This is a genomic window from Verrucomicrobiota bacterium, from assembly GCA_038744685.1.
In the GTDB taxonomy this organism is placed as follows: Bacteria; Verrucomicrobiota; Verrucomicrobiia; order Opitutales; family Puniceicoccaceae; genus Puniceicoccus.
In genome coordinates this window covers 33995-49958 of record JBCDMB010000014.1, presented here as the reverse complement: position 1 = coordinate 49958, position 15964 = coordinate 33995, and the positions used below count along the sequence as shown (strand labels likewise).

Below are 15964 nucleotides of genomic sequence, written 5' to 3'. Positions count from 1 at the left end.
GAACCACACACTTCCTTCTCTACGCCATGATTCCAGCAAATCTAAACGATCCCCAACTTGAGTCTTTTTTGCTTGGGCCGATATGGGCGGAGGCCTTCGGTTGGATCAAGAAGCACGCTGCGAATTCCGAACTCGGCATCCATCAATTGAGAGGGGAATCAATGTTTGTGAACGTCCAGTCGTATGCCACTGAGCCTCGTGAAAACTGCCGTTTTGAGAGCCATCGACGCAACGTTGATTTACAATACACAATAGAGGGTCTGGAAGGTATCGACTATCTGAATCGAGCTAATCTGGAAAGTGATGGCGAATATGATCCGGATAAGGATTTACTCTTTCATAAGCCAGCAGCTGAAGCCTGCACTTTGCGAATAAGCGGAAGTGGTTTTTGCGTCTTCTTTCCGGGAGACGCACAACGTCCTAAGGTCGCGCTTCAAGAACCCGCACTAGTCCGAAAATTAGTTGTGAAAATCGATATCGATCTTCTCATGTAATGGTTAATTTAAGAGAGAGCCTTCTCCAAGGTAAACCTTCTATCGGTAGTTGGCTGAATTCCGGTAGCCCGATTGTGGCCGAGCTTATGGCTGCCGCCGGTTTTGACTTTATCTGCGTAGATGCAGAGCATTCTGCAGTCGACCTGCCTCAGACGCAGCAACTCTTTCAAGCAATCCGTTCGGGGAACCGAAATTGTGCCGCTATTGTACGATTACATGGAGTCGACTATGCTTTGGTCAAACGTTACCTTGATGCTGGTGCGCAAGGTGTCGTTGCGCCTCTGGTTCGGACCAAAGAAGAGGCTGAATTGCTCGTGCAGGCTACGAAGTATCCACCTGTCGGCCTGAGAGGGGTTGGTTTTTGTCGTGCTAATGACTACGGGATGCGTTTGGCCGATGAATGTGAACGCGCCAATGATGATATTCTATTGGCGGTGCAAGTTGAGCACATCGAAGCGGTTCGGAATATTGATGCTATCTTGTCTGTAGATGGCGTTGATGCTGCGTTCATTGGCCCATATGATCTAACTGCGTCTATGGGCCTCACAGGGCAGTTCGAACACCCTGAATACATCAGGTCGCGCGATGAAATTCTTAATGCATGCGAGCGACACAAAATAGTGCCGGGTCTTCATGTTGTTGCGCCAGCACCGGAACAAGCGGTTGCTTGCTACCATGACGGTTATCGCTTTATAGCATACAGTCTGGACATCACGATGCTCACAACAGCCTGTCAAGACGGCTTGGCAACCATAAGAAATGAACTAAACCGATGACCCAAGAGTCGCACAGCCTAATCGCTTTGCTTCCGATGAAAGCAAACAGCGACCGTGTCAAAGGGAAGAATTTTCGTAATTTCGCGGGTCGCCCTCTGTTTCGTTGGATACTCGACACTTTGCTGGAGATCGAAGAAATCGATCTCGTCGTTATCAATACAGATGCCCGTGAGATACTCGCAGAGAACGGACTCACTGATTCTAAACGTGTTCTTATACGAGATCGTAAGCCAGAGATTTGCGGGGACATGGTTAGTATGAATAGAGTATTGGCTGACGATTTGGATGCTATTCGCTCGGCAACCTATCTGATGACGCATACGACAAATCCTTTGCTTAGAGCGGCCACGATACAGGCCGCTTACGAATCTTATCTGCAGAGTCGGAAAGATGGATTCGACAGTTTGTTTTCAGTGAACCGATATCAGACCCGGTTCTACCGCGAAGATGGTAGTCCAGTGAATCATGATCCCGATAATCTAGTTCGCACTCAGGACTTAGAGCCTTGGTATGAGGAAAACTCCAATCTCTATATTTTTAATCGTGGTAGCTTTGCGGAGACGGGTGCTCGAATCGGGGCTAGACCTCAAATGTTTGAGACCCCGCATCTCGAATCTGCTGATATTGATGATGCTACAGGGTGGCATCTTGCCGAAATCATCGCCCTCTCCCATTACGTTGCGTTATCCTACCAGGATCATTCAGTGCGTCAAAAGAGAGTCGCACGATGAAATTCGCCGAGAAAGTAAAGAAGCGAATAGACTGGGAGATCGAACGCCGAAAACCTAACGTAGAGACTTACGCTTACTGGAAAAAGCACTTCGCCTATTGGACGGACACTTTTACCGGAAAATATGAGGGCGAAGACGCATTCCTTCTCTGCAACGGCCCCTCGCTCAATGACATAGATACTGAGCACCTTAGAAATTACCACATCATTGGCCTCAACAAGATTTACCTGCTAACGGACAAGAGAAACCTAGATCTAACCTTCCAAGTAGCGGTGAATCGACATGTCATTGAGCAGGGATTCGACCGTTTTCGGGAAACGCCTTGGCCGACTTTTCTTTCGCATCACAGCACATCACGTGTCTTTAGAGATGATTTCAAGTCTGGCAGGTTCTCCCTCCCGAAAAATATCCACCTTCTCTTTGCCGAAAGAACCATCCCCGCATTTGCGACAGGCTTGAATGACCGATTCAATGAATCCTATACCGTTACTTACGTCGCGCTTCAGATGGCTTTTTATTTCGGATTTCAGAATGTCTTCATCCTAGGCATGGATCATAACTTTAAGGCCCAAGGAAATACTAACGAACTCCAGAAAATGGAAAACGACGACCCGAACCATTTCGATCCAAATTATTTCAAAGGCATGAATTGGCAGTTGCCGGATCTGGAAGGCTCTGAATTGGGTTATCGCATGGCAGATTTTTATTTCAGAAGGTCCGGAAGAGCCATCTACGATGCGACTGAAAAAGGAAAATGCAGGATCTTCCCGCGAATCTCCTTCGATCAGGCCTTAGATCAGGCCAAGCGAAAGTAAGCACGAACCACTATACGATCCACGTCACGTATGATTGAGAAGGAAAAACACGTAAAGCTGGTCGGCATAAAGCTAGTCACAGGTTCCGGCCGTCTAAAAGTCAGCAAGTCGTTCGTCAACTTTCCTCATGCTGACACTCGAACGATGTTTTGGATCAGAGGAAGAGTCATCATTGAAGGACATAACGAGATCGTTTCTGGTTATGGACTCGAACATCATGGACGATGGTGAACTTCATCTTCGAGTTGCCTTCACACATTCGAGAACAAAATTGTATGCAAAACGCATATCTCGATCAGTTAAAGCGCGGCGATCAGTTTCGACTGCACCTTAGGAAATACAGATTTGCACACCATCGATCCAGATTCCCGTGCAACAAACACTTCTCTTTTGCACGTTGGTGATTATTCTTGATTTAGTGCAAACTGCATCAATCTAAAAGGTGCGCACTTTCCACAAAATAGCGGCGTTGCTGCGGGCTCGGTCATGACTAGAAGTTTTGATAATTCTAGTTGCCTAATCAGTGGAAATCTTGCCCGCGTCACACGACAGATTGTCGAGTGGAAGGCCTTACCTTAACGGTTGCTGATGAAACGAAACCTCATCAGGCTAATAAACTGGGTCAAATATGACAAGCCCCAACAGATAAGATCTTCTCGCACTTATCAGGGATTGTCTTTCTTTTCCCTCAAAGCGTTGCTCCAGTTCCCCTCACATCGATTCCGAAAATTCGTCCTGAGAAGAAAGGGTGCGTTCGTTGGTAAATCTGTTGCTATGTACGCCGGCCTAGAAGTTAGGGCCCCCTCTAAATTGAGCATTGCGGATGGCACATCAATCGGACACGGCTGCGTCCTAGACGCTCGCAGTGGCCTTGAAATAGGTGAGAATGTTAACATAAGCAGCGACGTCATGATCTGGTCCCTATCTCATGATTACAACACAGCAAACTTTGCTCTCAAGGGCGACAAAGTGATAATCGGTGACTATGTTTGGATAGGACCAAGAGCGATCATTTTACCCAGTGTAAGTGTTGGCAAGTACGCAGTGGTGGCCGCTGGTAGCGTGGTCACCAAAGACGTCTCCGCCTACGCTCTAGTCGGTGGAATTCCAGCCAAAAAGCTCAGGGAGCGGGATGCCTCCGTCGCCTATAACTACAGGCCAGGAGGACGCTACTCGCGCTTTTGCTAGTTTTCAAGTTCTTACTCCTTCCGCACCTTGCCTGAGTCAATTACAGTTAGCATCATCCTTCCGAACCTGAACTCGCATCCTTACATTGGGGAGCGGCTCCGTAGTATTCGCGAACAGACTCTTAAGACTTATGAAGTGATAGTCGTCGATGGTTTTTCTGGTGACGGCTCGTGGGAAGCAATTCGTGCGGAGGCTGAAAAGGATCATCGGTATCATCTGTACCGAGAATCCCCGCGAGGTGTCTACGATGCAATTAACTCAGGTATCGAAAAATCAAAGGGAGCGTGTGTTTACATCGCTACAAGCGATGATACAATGGAACCTACTTGTCTTGAAGAACTGGAAGGCGCACTACGGTCCCATCCGGAAGCTGCAATCGCTCAATGCGAACTCGAACTAATTGACAAAGACGGTTCACCACTACCGGTGTCTAAGCAGTGGAGAAAAACAGCTTTTCCGACACATCTAAGAACCAACTTAGATCACCTACACGTTAGAAACGTCCCGTACGACCTTATTGCACATTATGTTTTTGGAATGATTTACTCTTCGCTCACCCAAATTCTCTTCCTGAGAAGTGCCTACGCGAAATCAGGCCCCTTTCCTCTTAATTATGGTACGCACGGAGACTTTGCATGGGGAATTTGCATTTCGGCGGTAGGAAGTACCGTATACCTATCAAAAAAGTTAGCCACTTGGAGAGTTCACGATGAACAACTAACGGCCTCAGCAAGTGACGGCGAGCGGTTGGAACAGTTGCTAAAAATCATGAGAGATCAACTTTCTACGCTTCCCCAACTCATAGCCAACCAACCTCAGAGACTATTTGGAATAGATAATTTTTTCAAAAACCTGTGGGTGGGAGAGCAGTTGGGTAAACGTAATTATATTGGTGCCGTGTTTCGATATCCTCATAACACAATTCGTTTTTTATGCCGTCGGTTCTTGAGGAAAATAGGCGTAAGAACCCAAAGCGAACTTCCGCTATCCCGTTCAGAATTACATGATAGAGTCCTTCAAGCTTCTCGCTAGAAAACCCACACGGACCAACATCCCGATTGATACCGTAGTTAGATCACGATTTTTAGTCATAGGGAAACTCGATCTACGTTCGATTTGCGTAGGGTTGCAGGCAAGAAAGGCCTGAGGAAAAGGCACTTGGGAAGAGTAAACGCCAAAAGATGTTGGATACTCTACATTCAAAATTTCTTATCCGCGTAGCAAAAGCAGCAAGAGTAAGTCGCGATGTAATAAAGGATATCGATTACTGGAAAGAAAGGTATGCTCCGCCCGACGAGATAAAAAGCGCGGATGCGATATGGTGGTATTTTCGTAGGATTCCAGAATTTCGTTCGATCTACTATTATCGAACTCGAAAAGGAGGAGCCCGTGTTCAATTAATCGTGAGGGTTCTTCGTATCATGTATCCAAGTCTGGTTCATCTTTATATTCACACCTCAAAGATCGGTGGAGGGCTATTTATACAACATGGGCATTCCACCCAAATCGTGGCTAAATCAATTGGCGAGAGATGCCAAATCAATCAGAATGTAACGATAGGTTACGGGAGCATTGAACCAGATTCAAACCCAACTATCGGCAACAACGTGAGGATCCACACCGGTGCAATCATCTTTGGAAATATTGTTATCGGCGATGGGGCATGGATCGGCGCTGGAAGCGTTGTTAATCGAAACGTTCCAGAAAATTCTGTCGTTGTGGGAAACCCTGGAAGAATAGTTCGGCTGAACGGCAGAAAAGTTGATCTGCCTCTGGGGCACTATGAATAGGAATATAAAAACGCTTCTCATCGTTGAAGCATATCCTTGGATGGGTCAACACAGTGGCCTCATTCCTTTGTTGCGAGAGCTTAGAAAGATCCACCAATTGGAAATCCATGAAGTTTCGGGGACACTTGAGGGTACGTTTTCCGGGCTACAGGGGAAGCTACTCAAGCGTATTTGGTATCGTTTTCCTAACAGCTGCTCAAGAAGGATTGCACCTTATGCCTGCTTTGATGGCTACAACTATGGGGACTATCGTGTCGAGCGGCGAATAGAGTCGGCAGTTAGGAAAATAAAACCGGATCTCGTTCACCATCTTTTCGCCGATACAAGACATGGCTACACCACAAGCCTTTGTCAGAGACTAGGAATTCCCTTCGTAGCGACAGTTCACAAGCCGCTTTCCTTTCGAAAACTAGTCAATGTTGATTATTTATTTTTAAAAAAGGCATCCGCGATCATTACGGTTGGGCCCGAAGAAAAGGCAGAATTCGAGCAGCAGGTTAGCTGCCCCGTGCATTTTCTCCCGCATGGCGTCGCCCATGAATTCTTCGTTCCTGCAAACTATCAAACAGCAGAACCCTTTACATGTATTACTGCAGGAAGTCATCTCCGTGACTATGCGACACTACTGAAGACGGTTCGAATTATTCTGGCCAAAGATCCACAGATCTGCTTCAAAATCGTCATCCAACCCCGTCATCGCAAAGGTGATGAGTTCGAGGGCTTGTCTGCAATTAAGCAAGTGAGCTTCCTCTCTGGTCTGAGCGACACCGAGTTGGTAGAGACCTATCAAAGCAGCCACTGCCTACTTTTACCTCTTTTTACCTGCACTGCCAACAATTCGCTTCTCGAAGGCATTTCCTGCGGGCTCCCCATAATAACCAACGACTTCCCTGGCACGCGCGCCTACACAGATCCAAGTTTCGCAGAGCTACCCCCCTCCGGCGATGCAGCGGCAATGGCAGAAGCCGTTCTTCGTTTGAAAGCCGCACCAGAGAACTGGGAGCCCAAGCGCAACAGCGCCCGCCGTTTCGCGATCAGCAATTTCGACTGGGCATCAATCGCAAGAGAACATCTCGAACTTTACCGGACTATTGATTAGCCATCGCGGTGAAAACACATCTCCAGCAAAGCCAGCCAAATGAATCTGTTTCCGCTCAAGTTTATAGGCTCTCCTGAAAAATACTCGGAGAAAATTAAACCGCCGAACCTCTCTGCGTAAGCAAAGCAACCCCAGATGGAAAATAGCTTACTGTTTCTTCTCTCATTGCCTAGGTCCGGGTCGACTCTGGTTCAGCAAATGCTTGGATGTTCGAGCAAAGTACACACAGAGGCAGAGACATGGATGCTGCTGCCTCTTCTCTATATTTTTCAAAACGATAGCACGCTGTCTGACTTTTGGTATACCAACGGTCAACAAGCAATCTCTGAGTTTCTTGCTAGGAAGAAATCAAGAAAGGAAATTTACCTATCGAGGATTTCAGAAATGTTCGAGGAGTTGACCGAGATTGGTAGTAGCCGCAAACAGCCCTTAAGATATTTCCTCGAGAAGACACCGCGAAATCTATTGGTGAAAGATGAACTCCTAGAGGCCTTTCCTCATGCTAAATATATACTACTCACGCGAGAGCCTATATCCATTTTAAGCTCAATGTCCAAGACTTGGTGCCGAGGGAGGTGGGCTTACGAACGCTACAGGATTGATTTCGAAATCGGCCTCCCAAACCTTATTTCTTTACTAAATAACAAACTGATCGACAGTCTGCATATTCGTTTTGAAAACCTAATGGCAGACCCGATCACAGAGTTAAAAAGAATCTGTGTGTTCCTCGGAATCCCTTACGAGGATAAAATGATCGAGAGTTTCAGGGAAACTAACGTTAAAGGCTCCACTGGAGACAAGACTGGCTTACAAGCTTTCTCAAGTGTAGAGCCCTCGAGAGGACAAACAAACTGGAAACACCTTTGTAACAGTGTCCGTCGCAAGCAGTTCTGCGAGATGGTAAGCAACCTGGGAAAGGAAGCATACGTAAGCGCTGGATTCGACTTTGATGAATACACTAGAAACATAAGTAATCCGAGACAAGAGCGCCTCCTAACTGACATGGCCTATCTTTCAAAACACCGTTTAAAAAAGTTTTTCTTCCAGAGATTTGTGATGGATGGCAAACGAATCTCTCCATACCTCTACGGCTAGCCTAGACCTCCCGCGCGTGACCCCTCAAAAACCAATCGTAACCGTGGCGACAGTCACTTTCAATTTGATCAAGAACGGGAGAAAGACTCATTTTCGAGAGATGATGGATTCAGTATCCAAGCAGACGCTTAAAGCGAAGGAACATATAGTAATTGACGGCAATTCGAGCGATGGCACCCAAAAACTGCTTGAAGAATACCAGAAAAGGTCATCCCTGAGGCTCGTAGTCTCTGAGCCAGACTCAGGACCCTACGACGCAATGAATAAAGCGATCAAACTAGCCAGCGGAGAATATATAGTATTCTTGAATAGTGATGACTTTTTTAACGACAGTCGTGGGCTTGAATGGTGTATTGATTCTCTAAGTAAAGGTAAATTTGATTTTGCTTATGCCCCAACGGTTCGCGTGTCTAATTCTGGTTCGGAGATAAACGGAAAACGCTCCTTGCATCAAATACTCATGTGTATGCCGGTCGTTCACCAATCACTCATTTTTAGCCGGTCAGCATTACTAAAGCTCAAAGGATTCGATTTAAGATTTTCAATTTCAGCCGACTACGACCTGTTGCTTCGAGCGGTGGCACAGGGAATGCGGGGGTGTTTTTTAAACAGAGCATTTGTTACATTTTGTATGGGTGGAATGTCATCAGACCAAGGTCGGTTGTTGAAAGATGTAGGTCGAGTGTGGCACAAGAACTACCGACAGTTCCAAGAATTTTCCGAGGCTGAATATGTCAAATTTTCTTACAGCAAAAAGCTTCCCGATTCCCTGTTATGGAAGATCCTTGTTGATTATAGAACAACAGCACTCTTTAGGCTTTCAGCTGCATTTTATCTACTGAAGCGCCGTTTCTAACTGATTTCGAACCTAGGATCCTACAAGGGCGCTTCGACTAACATCGTCCGAAGGCTGTTCGTAGGGTAGGTTCTGATACAAGCGCGCTGGACACAGAAAAACAGGCAAAACTACTACAACTACAAGAACCACACGAAGGTCGATGCGGTGAGTAAGTTCGTGGAAGACTTCACAGTCACCCACGCCGCTGTTCAAGACTCGCAGGCCCTCGACGATCTCTTCTCTTAGGAAGACCGAGGAGTGGGCTTGTGGGCCGACAGTGCCTCAACGGACAGCCCAATTAAAGAGCACCTCAAGAGCTGTGGCGTTCACGACTTCGCCTGCGAAAAGGGAACTGCCTAGCGCGGACTCACCCGCCAAAAGAAAAAATGGAACGGGATCAAGAGTTCCGTCCGTTCTCCGGTCGAACATGTCTTCGGCCGCATCGCAAACTTTAGAGGAGATTGATTCAACAGCATAGAAATCAAGAGGGCATGATTTGAGATCTGCCTCACTAATCTCACCTACAATCTCGACCGCTATGCATTCTTCAGGACCTAGATCACGGCTCCACCCTGCCCAAATGGGCCAATTGCGCCAAAAAATCGTCTCAAGAAACCACAATATCTTGGCCGATCTTTGTAAATCAGAGCAGATTTGACTTCTTTCACCCTGAAATTATGGAATGACGGCGAATACCGTAGTAGCCCGAAGTGCCCTTTAAGACTCTCGGGTTCCCTATCGAAACACTACTTTTCTCAAATTTGTTCCGTGGAAATTCCAGAAATTGGACTCAAGCTTATCAACCGACTGTCATGGCGAATCCAGCGCTCGCTCAACCTTCGAGCTCCTGTAATCAAGCGTCTCGACGAATGCGTAAAACTCAACCAATCAAATTTCACTCTGATCAGCTCGGGATTTAATGCAAGGCATACCCTACCAGTTGAGATTAACGGGAAGAATCATAAATATTTTGAAGAGGCTCTAGATTACTCGGTCGAAGATAATTACTTACTTAAATTATCAGACGTAATCATTAAATCTGAAAGGGGGCTTCTCCACCTGCCGAAGATAGGATACAGTTTTGAACATATTAATAGGATGCCTTGGCATATTGAAGGAAGCAGTGATTATACCAAGTATTCGTTTAGCACTCGTAAAATTACTGAGCCCTCATACAGCCTGATTGGCCTATGCCCAGGTGCCCATTATCATTTATTCTCTGACATCCTACAGCGTCTCGTGTCGGTCATAGAGCACCTCCCTAATGAAGTCAAATTCATCTGCCCATCGAATGCAAATAATGCATTTCTAGAATTTATAAGACAACTGGGAATTAATCGGAAGAATCTGATATTCCCTAGAAAGTTCGAAAATCTATTGATCAAAACCCTTTACTGGTCACCAGCGAGAACCCTATCACGCTTCCAATGCCCTCAAACTGTAAAGCAAATTAATAAACTAAAAAGGCATTTCGCGGATGACCGAAAATACACCTCTTCTTCAGCGATTTATATCTCTAGGAATGATGCTAAATCACGTAGAATAACAAACGAACATCAATTGATCAAAAGATTAGAAGATCATGGTGTAAAAACCTACTGCCTTGCAGGACTTTCAGTAAAAGAACAAATATCTATTTTTCATAACGCAAGGCAGATAATCGCGCCTCACGGGGCAGGTCTGGTCAATCTTCTCTTCGCTAGCTCTGGAACTTCTGTGCTCGAGCTTTTCCCAGAAAAACTGCACCTAGGGTGCACCTGTTATTGGTCAATCTCAAATTGTCTAGGCCTCAAATACTCCTACGCAGTATGTGATTCACAGAATCCAATTAGCCCTAATAGTGATTTCGTGGTATCGATCAATTCGATTTTAGCGTGGCTATCAATGGCAGAGTGAAAGATGAACGGTTTTAGGTGTCCTAAAGTCGCAATCGTCATCCCTGCATACAACCAAGGAAAGTACCTGAAGCGGGCAGCTACGAGTGCGCTCAAACAAGAAGGATGCAGATGTGAGGTCTACATTGTGGATGACTGCAGCACCGACGACACTCCGGTCATTTGTCAGCGACTCAGAGAACAATATAAGAATCTTCAAGTAATCCACCATGAAACAAATCTGGGACTGGGAAAAAACGTAGACTTTTGTCTACGCCTGCCCAAGGAGGAGTTCATTCTAAGACTCGATTCGGACGACATTCTTGAACCAACATTTGCCGTAGAGGCACTCAAAGTAATGGAAGCACACCCTCAGGCGGGGTATGTTCACGTGCTAACCCAAACGATAAATCTAGATGATACCCTTGGTTCAAAGAGAATCCTGAATCGACGTAAAGTATACTATTCTCCCGAGGAAGCGCTGATGAGGGCATTATCAGGTTATCGTGTCTCGGCAAACATACTTATGTTTCGGAGGACTGCCCTTGAACAGGTCAACTATTCAGACATTTCGTTGTCTTTCGCAGAAGACTACGATTTGACGGTTCGCATTGCGAACCAAGGATGGGGAAATGCGTACATACCGAAGAGGCTCGCCCTCTATCGCCAATGGCCCAACAGTGGCAATAATCGAGCACGCCGCAAGTTAAGTGAAATAGAAGGGCTTACCCATGTTTTCACGCACTCACTTCCATCTGGATTCAAGAGGCACAATCTACCAGAGGCTAAACTCAGATCCGCGCGTTCAAAGATGGCAAGAAACCAAGCCGCATACACACCTTGGCCACTCTTTTCTAAAGGCGAAAAAAAAGAACTCTGGGCTGCGCTGTCAGCACTCAGCGGCCAATCTTCAATGCCGATCTTTAAGTTTTTTATCCACATCGGAGGAAACAAGATGACCAAGGTTTTCTTACGTTACAAACTAAAGATCAAGACTCTTCTAAAGAACTTTTAAGCTAACGGTTCGTTTAGTTCACGCTCCCAGTCATGCCTGTTAGTGTATCATATCATATCCTTTGCTATGGGACAACTATCGTCCCCTATGCACGTCTAGCAGCAAGGCAAATTAAATACCACAGTGCAAAGATCGATAATACCCATCCTCGAGTTTACATCCATCTGGATGCGGTTGGCGATTATGGCAATAACAGCGGTGATGATCGTTCACTAATCAAATGGAACGATTGGTTATCACAAGATAATCGCATAATTGTCACGACGGGCCTACTCAATCGATTCGAACCTGGCCTCAGGAGAAAATGGGTCTTCGCACGACAAGGTGTTGCTTACTACGGGCCAATTCACCAGTTGGCGGTGAACAACGTTCTTCGAGAATTCTCGTCCGATGAGTTCGTGTGCTTCGTCGACGCGGACTGCTTCCTCACAGACTCAAATTGGTTCCACTATATTGAAAGTGAGTCGGGTGCTGAAATCTATTGCCTCACCAGAGGGCTTAGAACGATAGATAGCTCCGCGACTCTCAATGGGCAAACACTTCGCTCAAACCTGACCGAACTATATGCAGTCAACCCGCGCATACATTGCTCAATACAATTTCAAAACCAAACACTTGACGACCCGAAAGCGATCATACGCCTAAAGAGCGAATTCCCCAGAATGCGCTTCAACGATCATTTCTACCTGGACAGCGGAGTGCTCCACGCGCTGAAAGCTCAAGCATTAGGATTTAAGCTAAAAAATATATTTGCGGAGGATATGGCTTGCCACATCGGAGGAGCAGGCCACATGCGTCCAGAATATTTCCGTAGAGATTCCGGCAACTTGCACCCCCCCGAATTCTGGATACAGCGCTTACGGCTCAATTTAAATGCCCTCGATTTTTTTAAATCACTGGGTTGGGAAGAGATGATCGATCACAGCTATGACCAACGGATTCGAGCTTCTTACGATTATGTCATAAACGATAGTAAAACCAAGTATCTCTTCGAGACTTTACCAAAGACTTGGGACGAGAAAGGCTTTGAGTTGGTCAAATCTCAAGCAGGATGACTGCAAACTGTTTCATATTAGGTGGTCAAAAATGCGGTTCCACTTGGTTAGCTTCTCGATTGAACCAGCACCCTGAGGTTTTTGTGGCTCCTCACGAGATTCACTTTTTCGATAAACCTTATAATTATACGAAAGGTTTTGAATGGTATGAAACCCACTTCAACCAAACAGGAGACGCGAAAATCATCGCTGAGAAAACCCCAGAGTATCTATGGGCCGGCGGTGGACTAGGTGGCGACGACGTCCACGCCCACGAACCCAGAGTCCACGAATTAATCCGAACCTTTAGAAGCGATGCAAAATTTGTCGTGGTCCTTCGAGATCCGGTGGAACGCGTGGAATCCGCCATTAATCACTTTCTAAGTTATGGTTACTTCTGGCCATGGGTTTCAAACAAATCGATCATACATGGGAGTCACAGTAATCGTTCCCGCGAATTTGGACTATTGGAGAAGGGAGACTATTTCAGTCAGTTATCCGCTTACTTTAGGGTCTTTCCTAGAGAGCAATTCATTGTATTCGAGTTTCAGCGAGACATCGTCGAGGCTCCGGAAAAGGCTTTGGATCGCTTATGCAGCTTTCTCAAGATTTCGAGTTACGATGGGTTTGTAGATCTCGACAAGCCTGAAAACGGAGTCGTTCACAGTTTGCCTGGAATGATTGCCACGTGCCTGTTCCCAAACCGACAACGTATCGCCTACCGTCTCAATCGATATTTCCCTTCAAATAGGAGAAGACTAGACAGTGAATCAATTCACTGGCTGAAGAGATTCTATTTCGAAAAAAACGAATTGCTCTTCAATCTAATCGGAGAGCGTTTCGATTGGAATGATACGGACGATTCGCAATGAGGACCGCTTCCCCTCATATTGTAGTCGGAACCAACAAATGGTATCTGGGCGGCGTGAACACCTACGCTCAAAACCTTGTCGATGGGTTCATTCAAGCAGGGCGCAGTGCTGAGCTCCTCTTAACCAATGATCCATTGGCTGTTGAACAAGCTCCGCTTGATCGGCCAAATAGCATCCCCTTTAACGAACTGCCCAAATCAAACCTCTCAACATGGAAACGCCGTTGGAAGCGCTTGGACAACTATCTGAGCGAGAAGGGATCCTGCATTTACCTCCCGAATCAGGATCGGGCATTTTCATGTGCATCTCCGATGCTGTCGGACTCGATTAAGATAGTGGGTGTCGCTCATGCCGACGAGGATTATCATTATGAGCATATCGAACGGATGGGAGATTACTGGAATGCCATCGTCTGCGTAAGCCCCCTGATCGCCAAGAATGCGAGGAGTTATTTCCCAAAACTGGCGGACAAAATTGTTTCGATCCCAAACTCCGTTCCTTGTCCGTCCAAACCACCAAGTCGCAAAGTTAGCGAGACGCTCCGGATAATCTATGCAGGCAGGCTCTCACAGTATCAAAAACGGATTCTTGACATCCCGTCCATAGTCCAGGCTTTGTATCGAAACGACACCAATTTCGAAATGACGATTGCCGGCCAGGGCAAAGACGAGGAAGAGCTTCAAAAGCGCATTGCAGTAATCGACAAGGGTAAGAGAGTGCGGTTTGTTGGCACCCTAGCAAACGAACGTGTCCTCAAGGAATTTGCCACGCACGATGTTTTCTTACTCACTTCGGATTTCGAGGGCTTACCCGTCGCACTAGTTGAAGCAATGGCAAGAGGTTGCATACCAGTTGTCTCAAGGGTGAAGAGCGGGGTCACTGATCTTGTCAAACACAATACCAATGGTCTGATTTTTGAGATTGGTGACTATAAGAGATGTGCCGAACTTTTAGCGACTTTGTCGAATGATAAAGAGAAAAAGAAAACCCTCTCGGCATCAAGCTACGAAGCGCTGAAGGCAGGAAGGTTCAGTCAGAGAGAGCAAATATCCAACTATCTCGACCTTTTTAGAAACCTAGAGACACAAAAGCGATGGAAAAGGATTCGGGGACCTGCAGTCCGCGCGCAGTACTTCGACCCGACATTAAAGGGAGAAATCAAACGCCACGTAACTCGCCTTCTTAAATAGCGTGAAAACAACACAAAAAACCCTTGCTGTCTATACGCCCGGCCTGGGGGTATTGTCGGAGACGTTCATCTTCAGGCACCTCACTCAACTACACCCGAAAACTGTCGCGATATTCTCGACGAACCGAAAGCCGCAAGCAGGAAATTGGGACGTCTCAATACCAAAATACAACGCAAGCACGAAGATGCACTGGCTCTGGGAACGATTTAGGGCATCGCGCAAAGAATCAAAATACTTAAGACGATTCGACCCATTGTGTTGTTTCCTGAAAAGGCATAAAGTCACCGTTATGATGGCTCAGTATATGGACCAATCTCTCCATATGATTGATGTCTGTAATACTCTGGGAATTTCTCTATTCATCCATGCTCACGGACGTGATGTTTCCGGATGCCTAAAAGATCCGCTTATGCAAGAGCAATATCTTCGTTATAGAGATTTGGCTGGAATCATTACCATCAATCAGGAAAGCAAACGTGCTTTAAAGGAACTAGGCCTGAGAGAGGAACGTATTCACGTGATTAGTTGCGGCACCGAAATTCCAGAAAGATCACCTGGCGCTCTAAGAACTAAAAATGAAGTCCAATGTACCGCTGTAGGAAGGTTCACTAATATTAAGGCTCCGATTTTGCTTCTGGAATCATTTAGACGAGCACTTCTAATTCAGCCGAATTTGAGACTGAATTATATTGGAGGAGGCGAGCTCTTTGCTGCAGCCAAGCAATTCGTTAATGTCTTTGATCTCTCGAATCAGGTCGAACTGCTCGGGCCTCAACCCCCGGAAGTCGTGAGTAAAACGCTCTCGGCATCAGACATCTTTATTCAACACAGCGCTACTGACCCTGTAACAGGAGACAAAGAAGGGTTCCCAGTATCGATACTGGAAGCGATGTCACATGCACTGCCTGTAATTTCCACCCGCCACGCTGGGATTATTGAACAAGTGGAAGAAGGCATTTCGGGCGAACTTGTAGATGAAGGTGACGTCCAGTCGATGGCTCAACACATCGCAAGTCTTGCCAATAATCAGAAACAACGTGAGAGAATGGGGCGCGCAGCTCGAGAGAGGTTGGAGAAGAATTTTACATGGAGAATCGAACGCGCCAAGTTGCGCCACCTCCTCGGTCTTGAAGAATAGGGTGCGAATTCTTTT

General features: G+C 46.3%; 17 protein-coding genes. All 17 read left to right on the top strand.

All coding sequences use genetic code 11. From position 1 onward, the window contains the following. Window positions 1-26 precede the first annotated feature (26 nt). A complete protein-coding gene (locus tag AAGJ81_09570; protein ID MEM0966382.1) occupies window positions 27-494 on the top strand; it encodes a YhcH/YjgK/YiaL family protein in 468 nt (155 codons plus the stop codon). Next, a complete protein-coding gene (locus AAGJ81_09565) occupies window positions 494-1270 on the top strand; it encodes an aldolase/citrate lyase family protein (GenBank protein MEM0966381.1) in 777 nt (258 codons plus the stop codon). Before AAGJ81_09570 ends, AAGJ81_09565 begins: the two co-directional genes overlap by 1 nt. Continuing rightward, a complete protein-coding gene (locus AAGJ81_09560; GenBank protein ID MEM0966380.1) occupies window positions 1267-2001 on the top strand; it encodes an acylneuraminate cytidylyltransferase family protein in 735 nt (244 codons plus the stop codon). Before AAGJ81_09565 ends, AAGJ81_09560 begins: the two co-directional genes overlap by 4 nt. After that, window positions 1998-2816: a hypothetical protein gene (locus AAGJ81_09555; GenBank protein MEM0966379.1), complete on the top strand. Its 819-nt coding sequence runs from the start codon at window positions 1998-2000 to the stop codon at window positions 2814-2816. Before AAGJ81_09560 ends, AAGJ81_09555 begins: the two co-directional genes overlap by 4 nt. Before the next feature lie 30 nt (window positions 2817-2846). Next, window positions 2847-3047, top strand: a complete 201-nt coding sequence (locus AAGJ81_09550; protein ID MEM0966378.1) for a hypothetical protein — start codon at window positions 2847-2849, stop codon at window positions 3045-3047. 678 nt (window positions 3048-3725) lie between these two features. Beyond that, window positions 3726-4004: an acyltransferase gene (locus AAGJ81_09545; protein MEM0966377.1), complete on the top strand. Its 279-nt coding sequence runs from the start codon at window positions 3726-3728 to the stop codon at window positions 4002-4004. 27 nt (window positions 4005-4031) lie between these two features. Further along, window positions 4032-5036: a glycosyltransferase gene (locus tag AAGJ81_09540; GenBank protein ID MEM0966376.1), complete on the top strand. Its 1005-nt coding sequence runs from the start codon at window positions 4032-4034 to the stop codon at window positions 5034-5036. 149 nt (window positions 5037-5185) lie between these two features. Then, complete coding sequence (locus tag AAGJ81_09535; GenBank protein MEM0966375.1) at window positions 5186-5794, top strand: serine acetyltransferase; 609 nt, start codon at window positions 5186-5188, stop codon at window positions 5792-5794. Next, window positions 5787-6893, top strand: a complete 1107-nt coding sequence (locus AAGJ81_09530) for a glycosyltransferase family 4 protein (GenBank protein ID MEM0966374.1) — start codon at window positions 5787-5789, stop codon at window positions 6891-6893. Before AAGJ81_09535 ends, AAGJ81_09530 begins: the two co-directional genes overlap by 8 nt. 135 nt (window positions 6894-7028) lie before the next feature. Then, window positions 7029-7988 (top strand): sulfotransferase, encoded by a 960-nt coding sequence (locus AAGJ81_09525; GenBank protein MEM0966373.1) that lies wholly within the window; start codon window positions 7029-7031, stop codon window positions 7986-7988. 100 nt (window positions 7989-8088) lie between these two features. Continuing rightward, window positions 8089-8844 carry a glycosyltransferase family 2 protein gene (locus tag AAGJ81_09520; protein ID MEM0966372.1) on the top strand — a complete coding sequence of 252 codons (756 nt, stop codon included), beginning with the start codon at window positions 8089-8091 and terminating at the stop codon, window positions 8842-8844. Window positions 8845-9594: 750 nt separating this feature from the next. Further along, a complete protein-coding gene (locus tag AAGJ81_09515; protein ID MEM0966371.1) occupies window positions 9595-10722 on the top strand; it encodes a glycosyltransferase family 61 protein in 1128 nt (375 codons plus the stop codon). 3 nt (window positions 10723-10725) lie between these two features. After that, window positions 10726-11715: a glycosyltransferase family 2 protein gene (locus AAGJ81_09510; protein ID MEM0966370.1), complete on the top strand. Its 990-nt coding sequence runs from the start codon at window positions 10726-10728 to the stop codon at window positions 11713-11715. A gap of 32 nt (window positions 11716-11747) precedes the next feature. Beyond that, window positions 11748-12770 carry a hypothetical protein gene (locus AAGJ81_09505; GenBank protein MEM0966369.1) on the top strand — a complete coding sequence of 341 codons (1023 nt, stop codon included), beginning with the start codon at window positions 11748-11750 and terminating at the stop codon, window positions 12768-12770. After that, entirely contained in the window at window positions 12767-13621 is an 855-nt protein-coding gene (locus AAGJ81_09500; GenBank protein ID MEM0966368.1) for a sulfotransferase, read from the top strand. Before AAGJ81_09505 ends, AAGJ81_09500 begins: the two co-directional genes overlap by 4 nt. Beyond that, the gene (locus AAGJ81_09495; GenBank protein ID MEM0966367.1) at window positions 13618-14811 is read left to right on the top strand and encodes a glycosyltransferase family 4 protein; all 1194 of its coding nucleotides are present in this window, start codon (window positions 13618-13620) and stop codon (window positions 14809-14811) included. Before AAGJ81_09500 ends, AAGJ81_09495 begins: the two co-directional genes overlap by 4 nt. Window position 14812: 1 nt before the next feature. After that, the gene (locus tag AAGJ81_09490; protein MEM0966366.1) at window positions 14813-15949 is read left to right on the top strand and encodes a glycosyltransferase family 4 protein; all 1137 of its coding nucleotides are present in this window, start codon (window positions 14813-14815) and stop codon (window positions 15947-15949) included. Window positions 15950-15964: the final 15 nt, after the last annotated feature.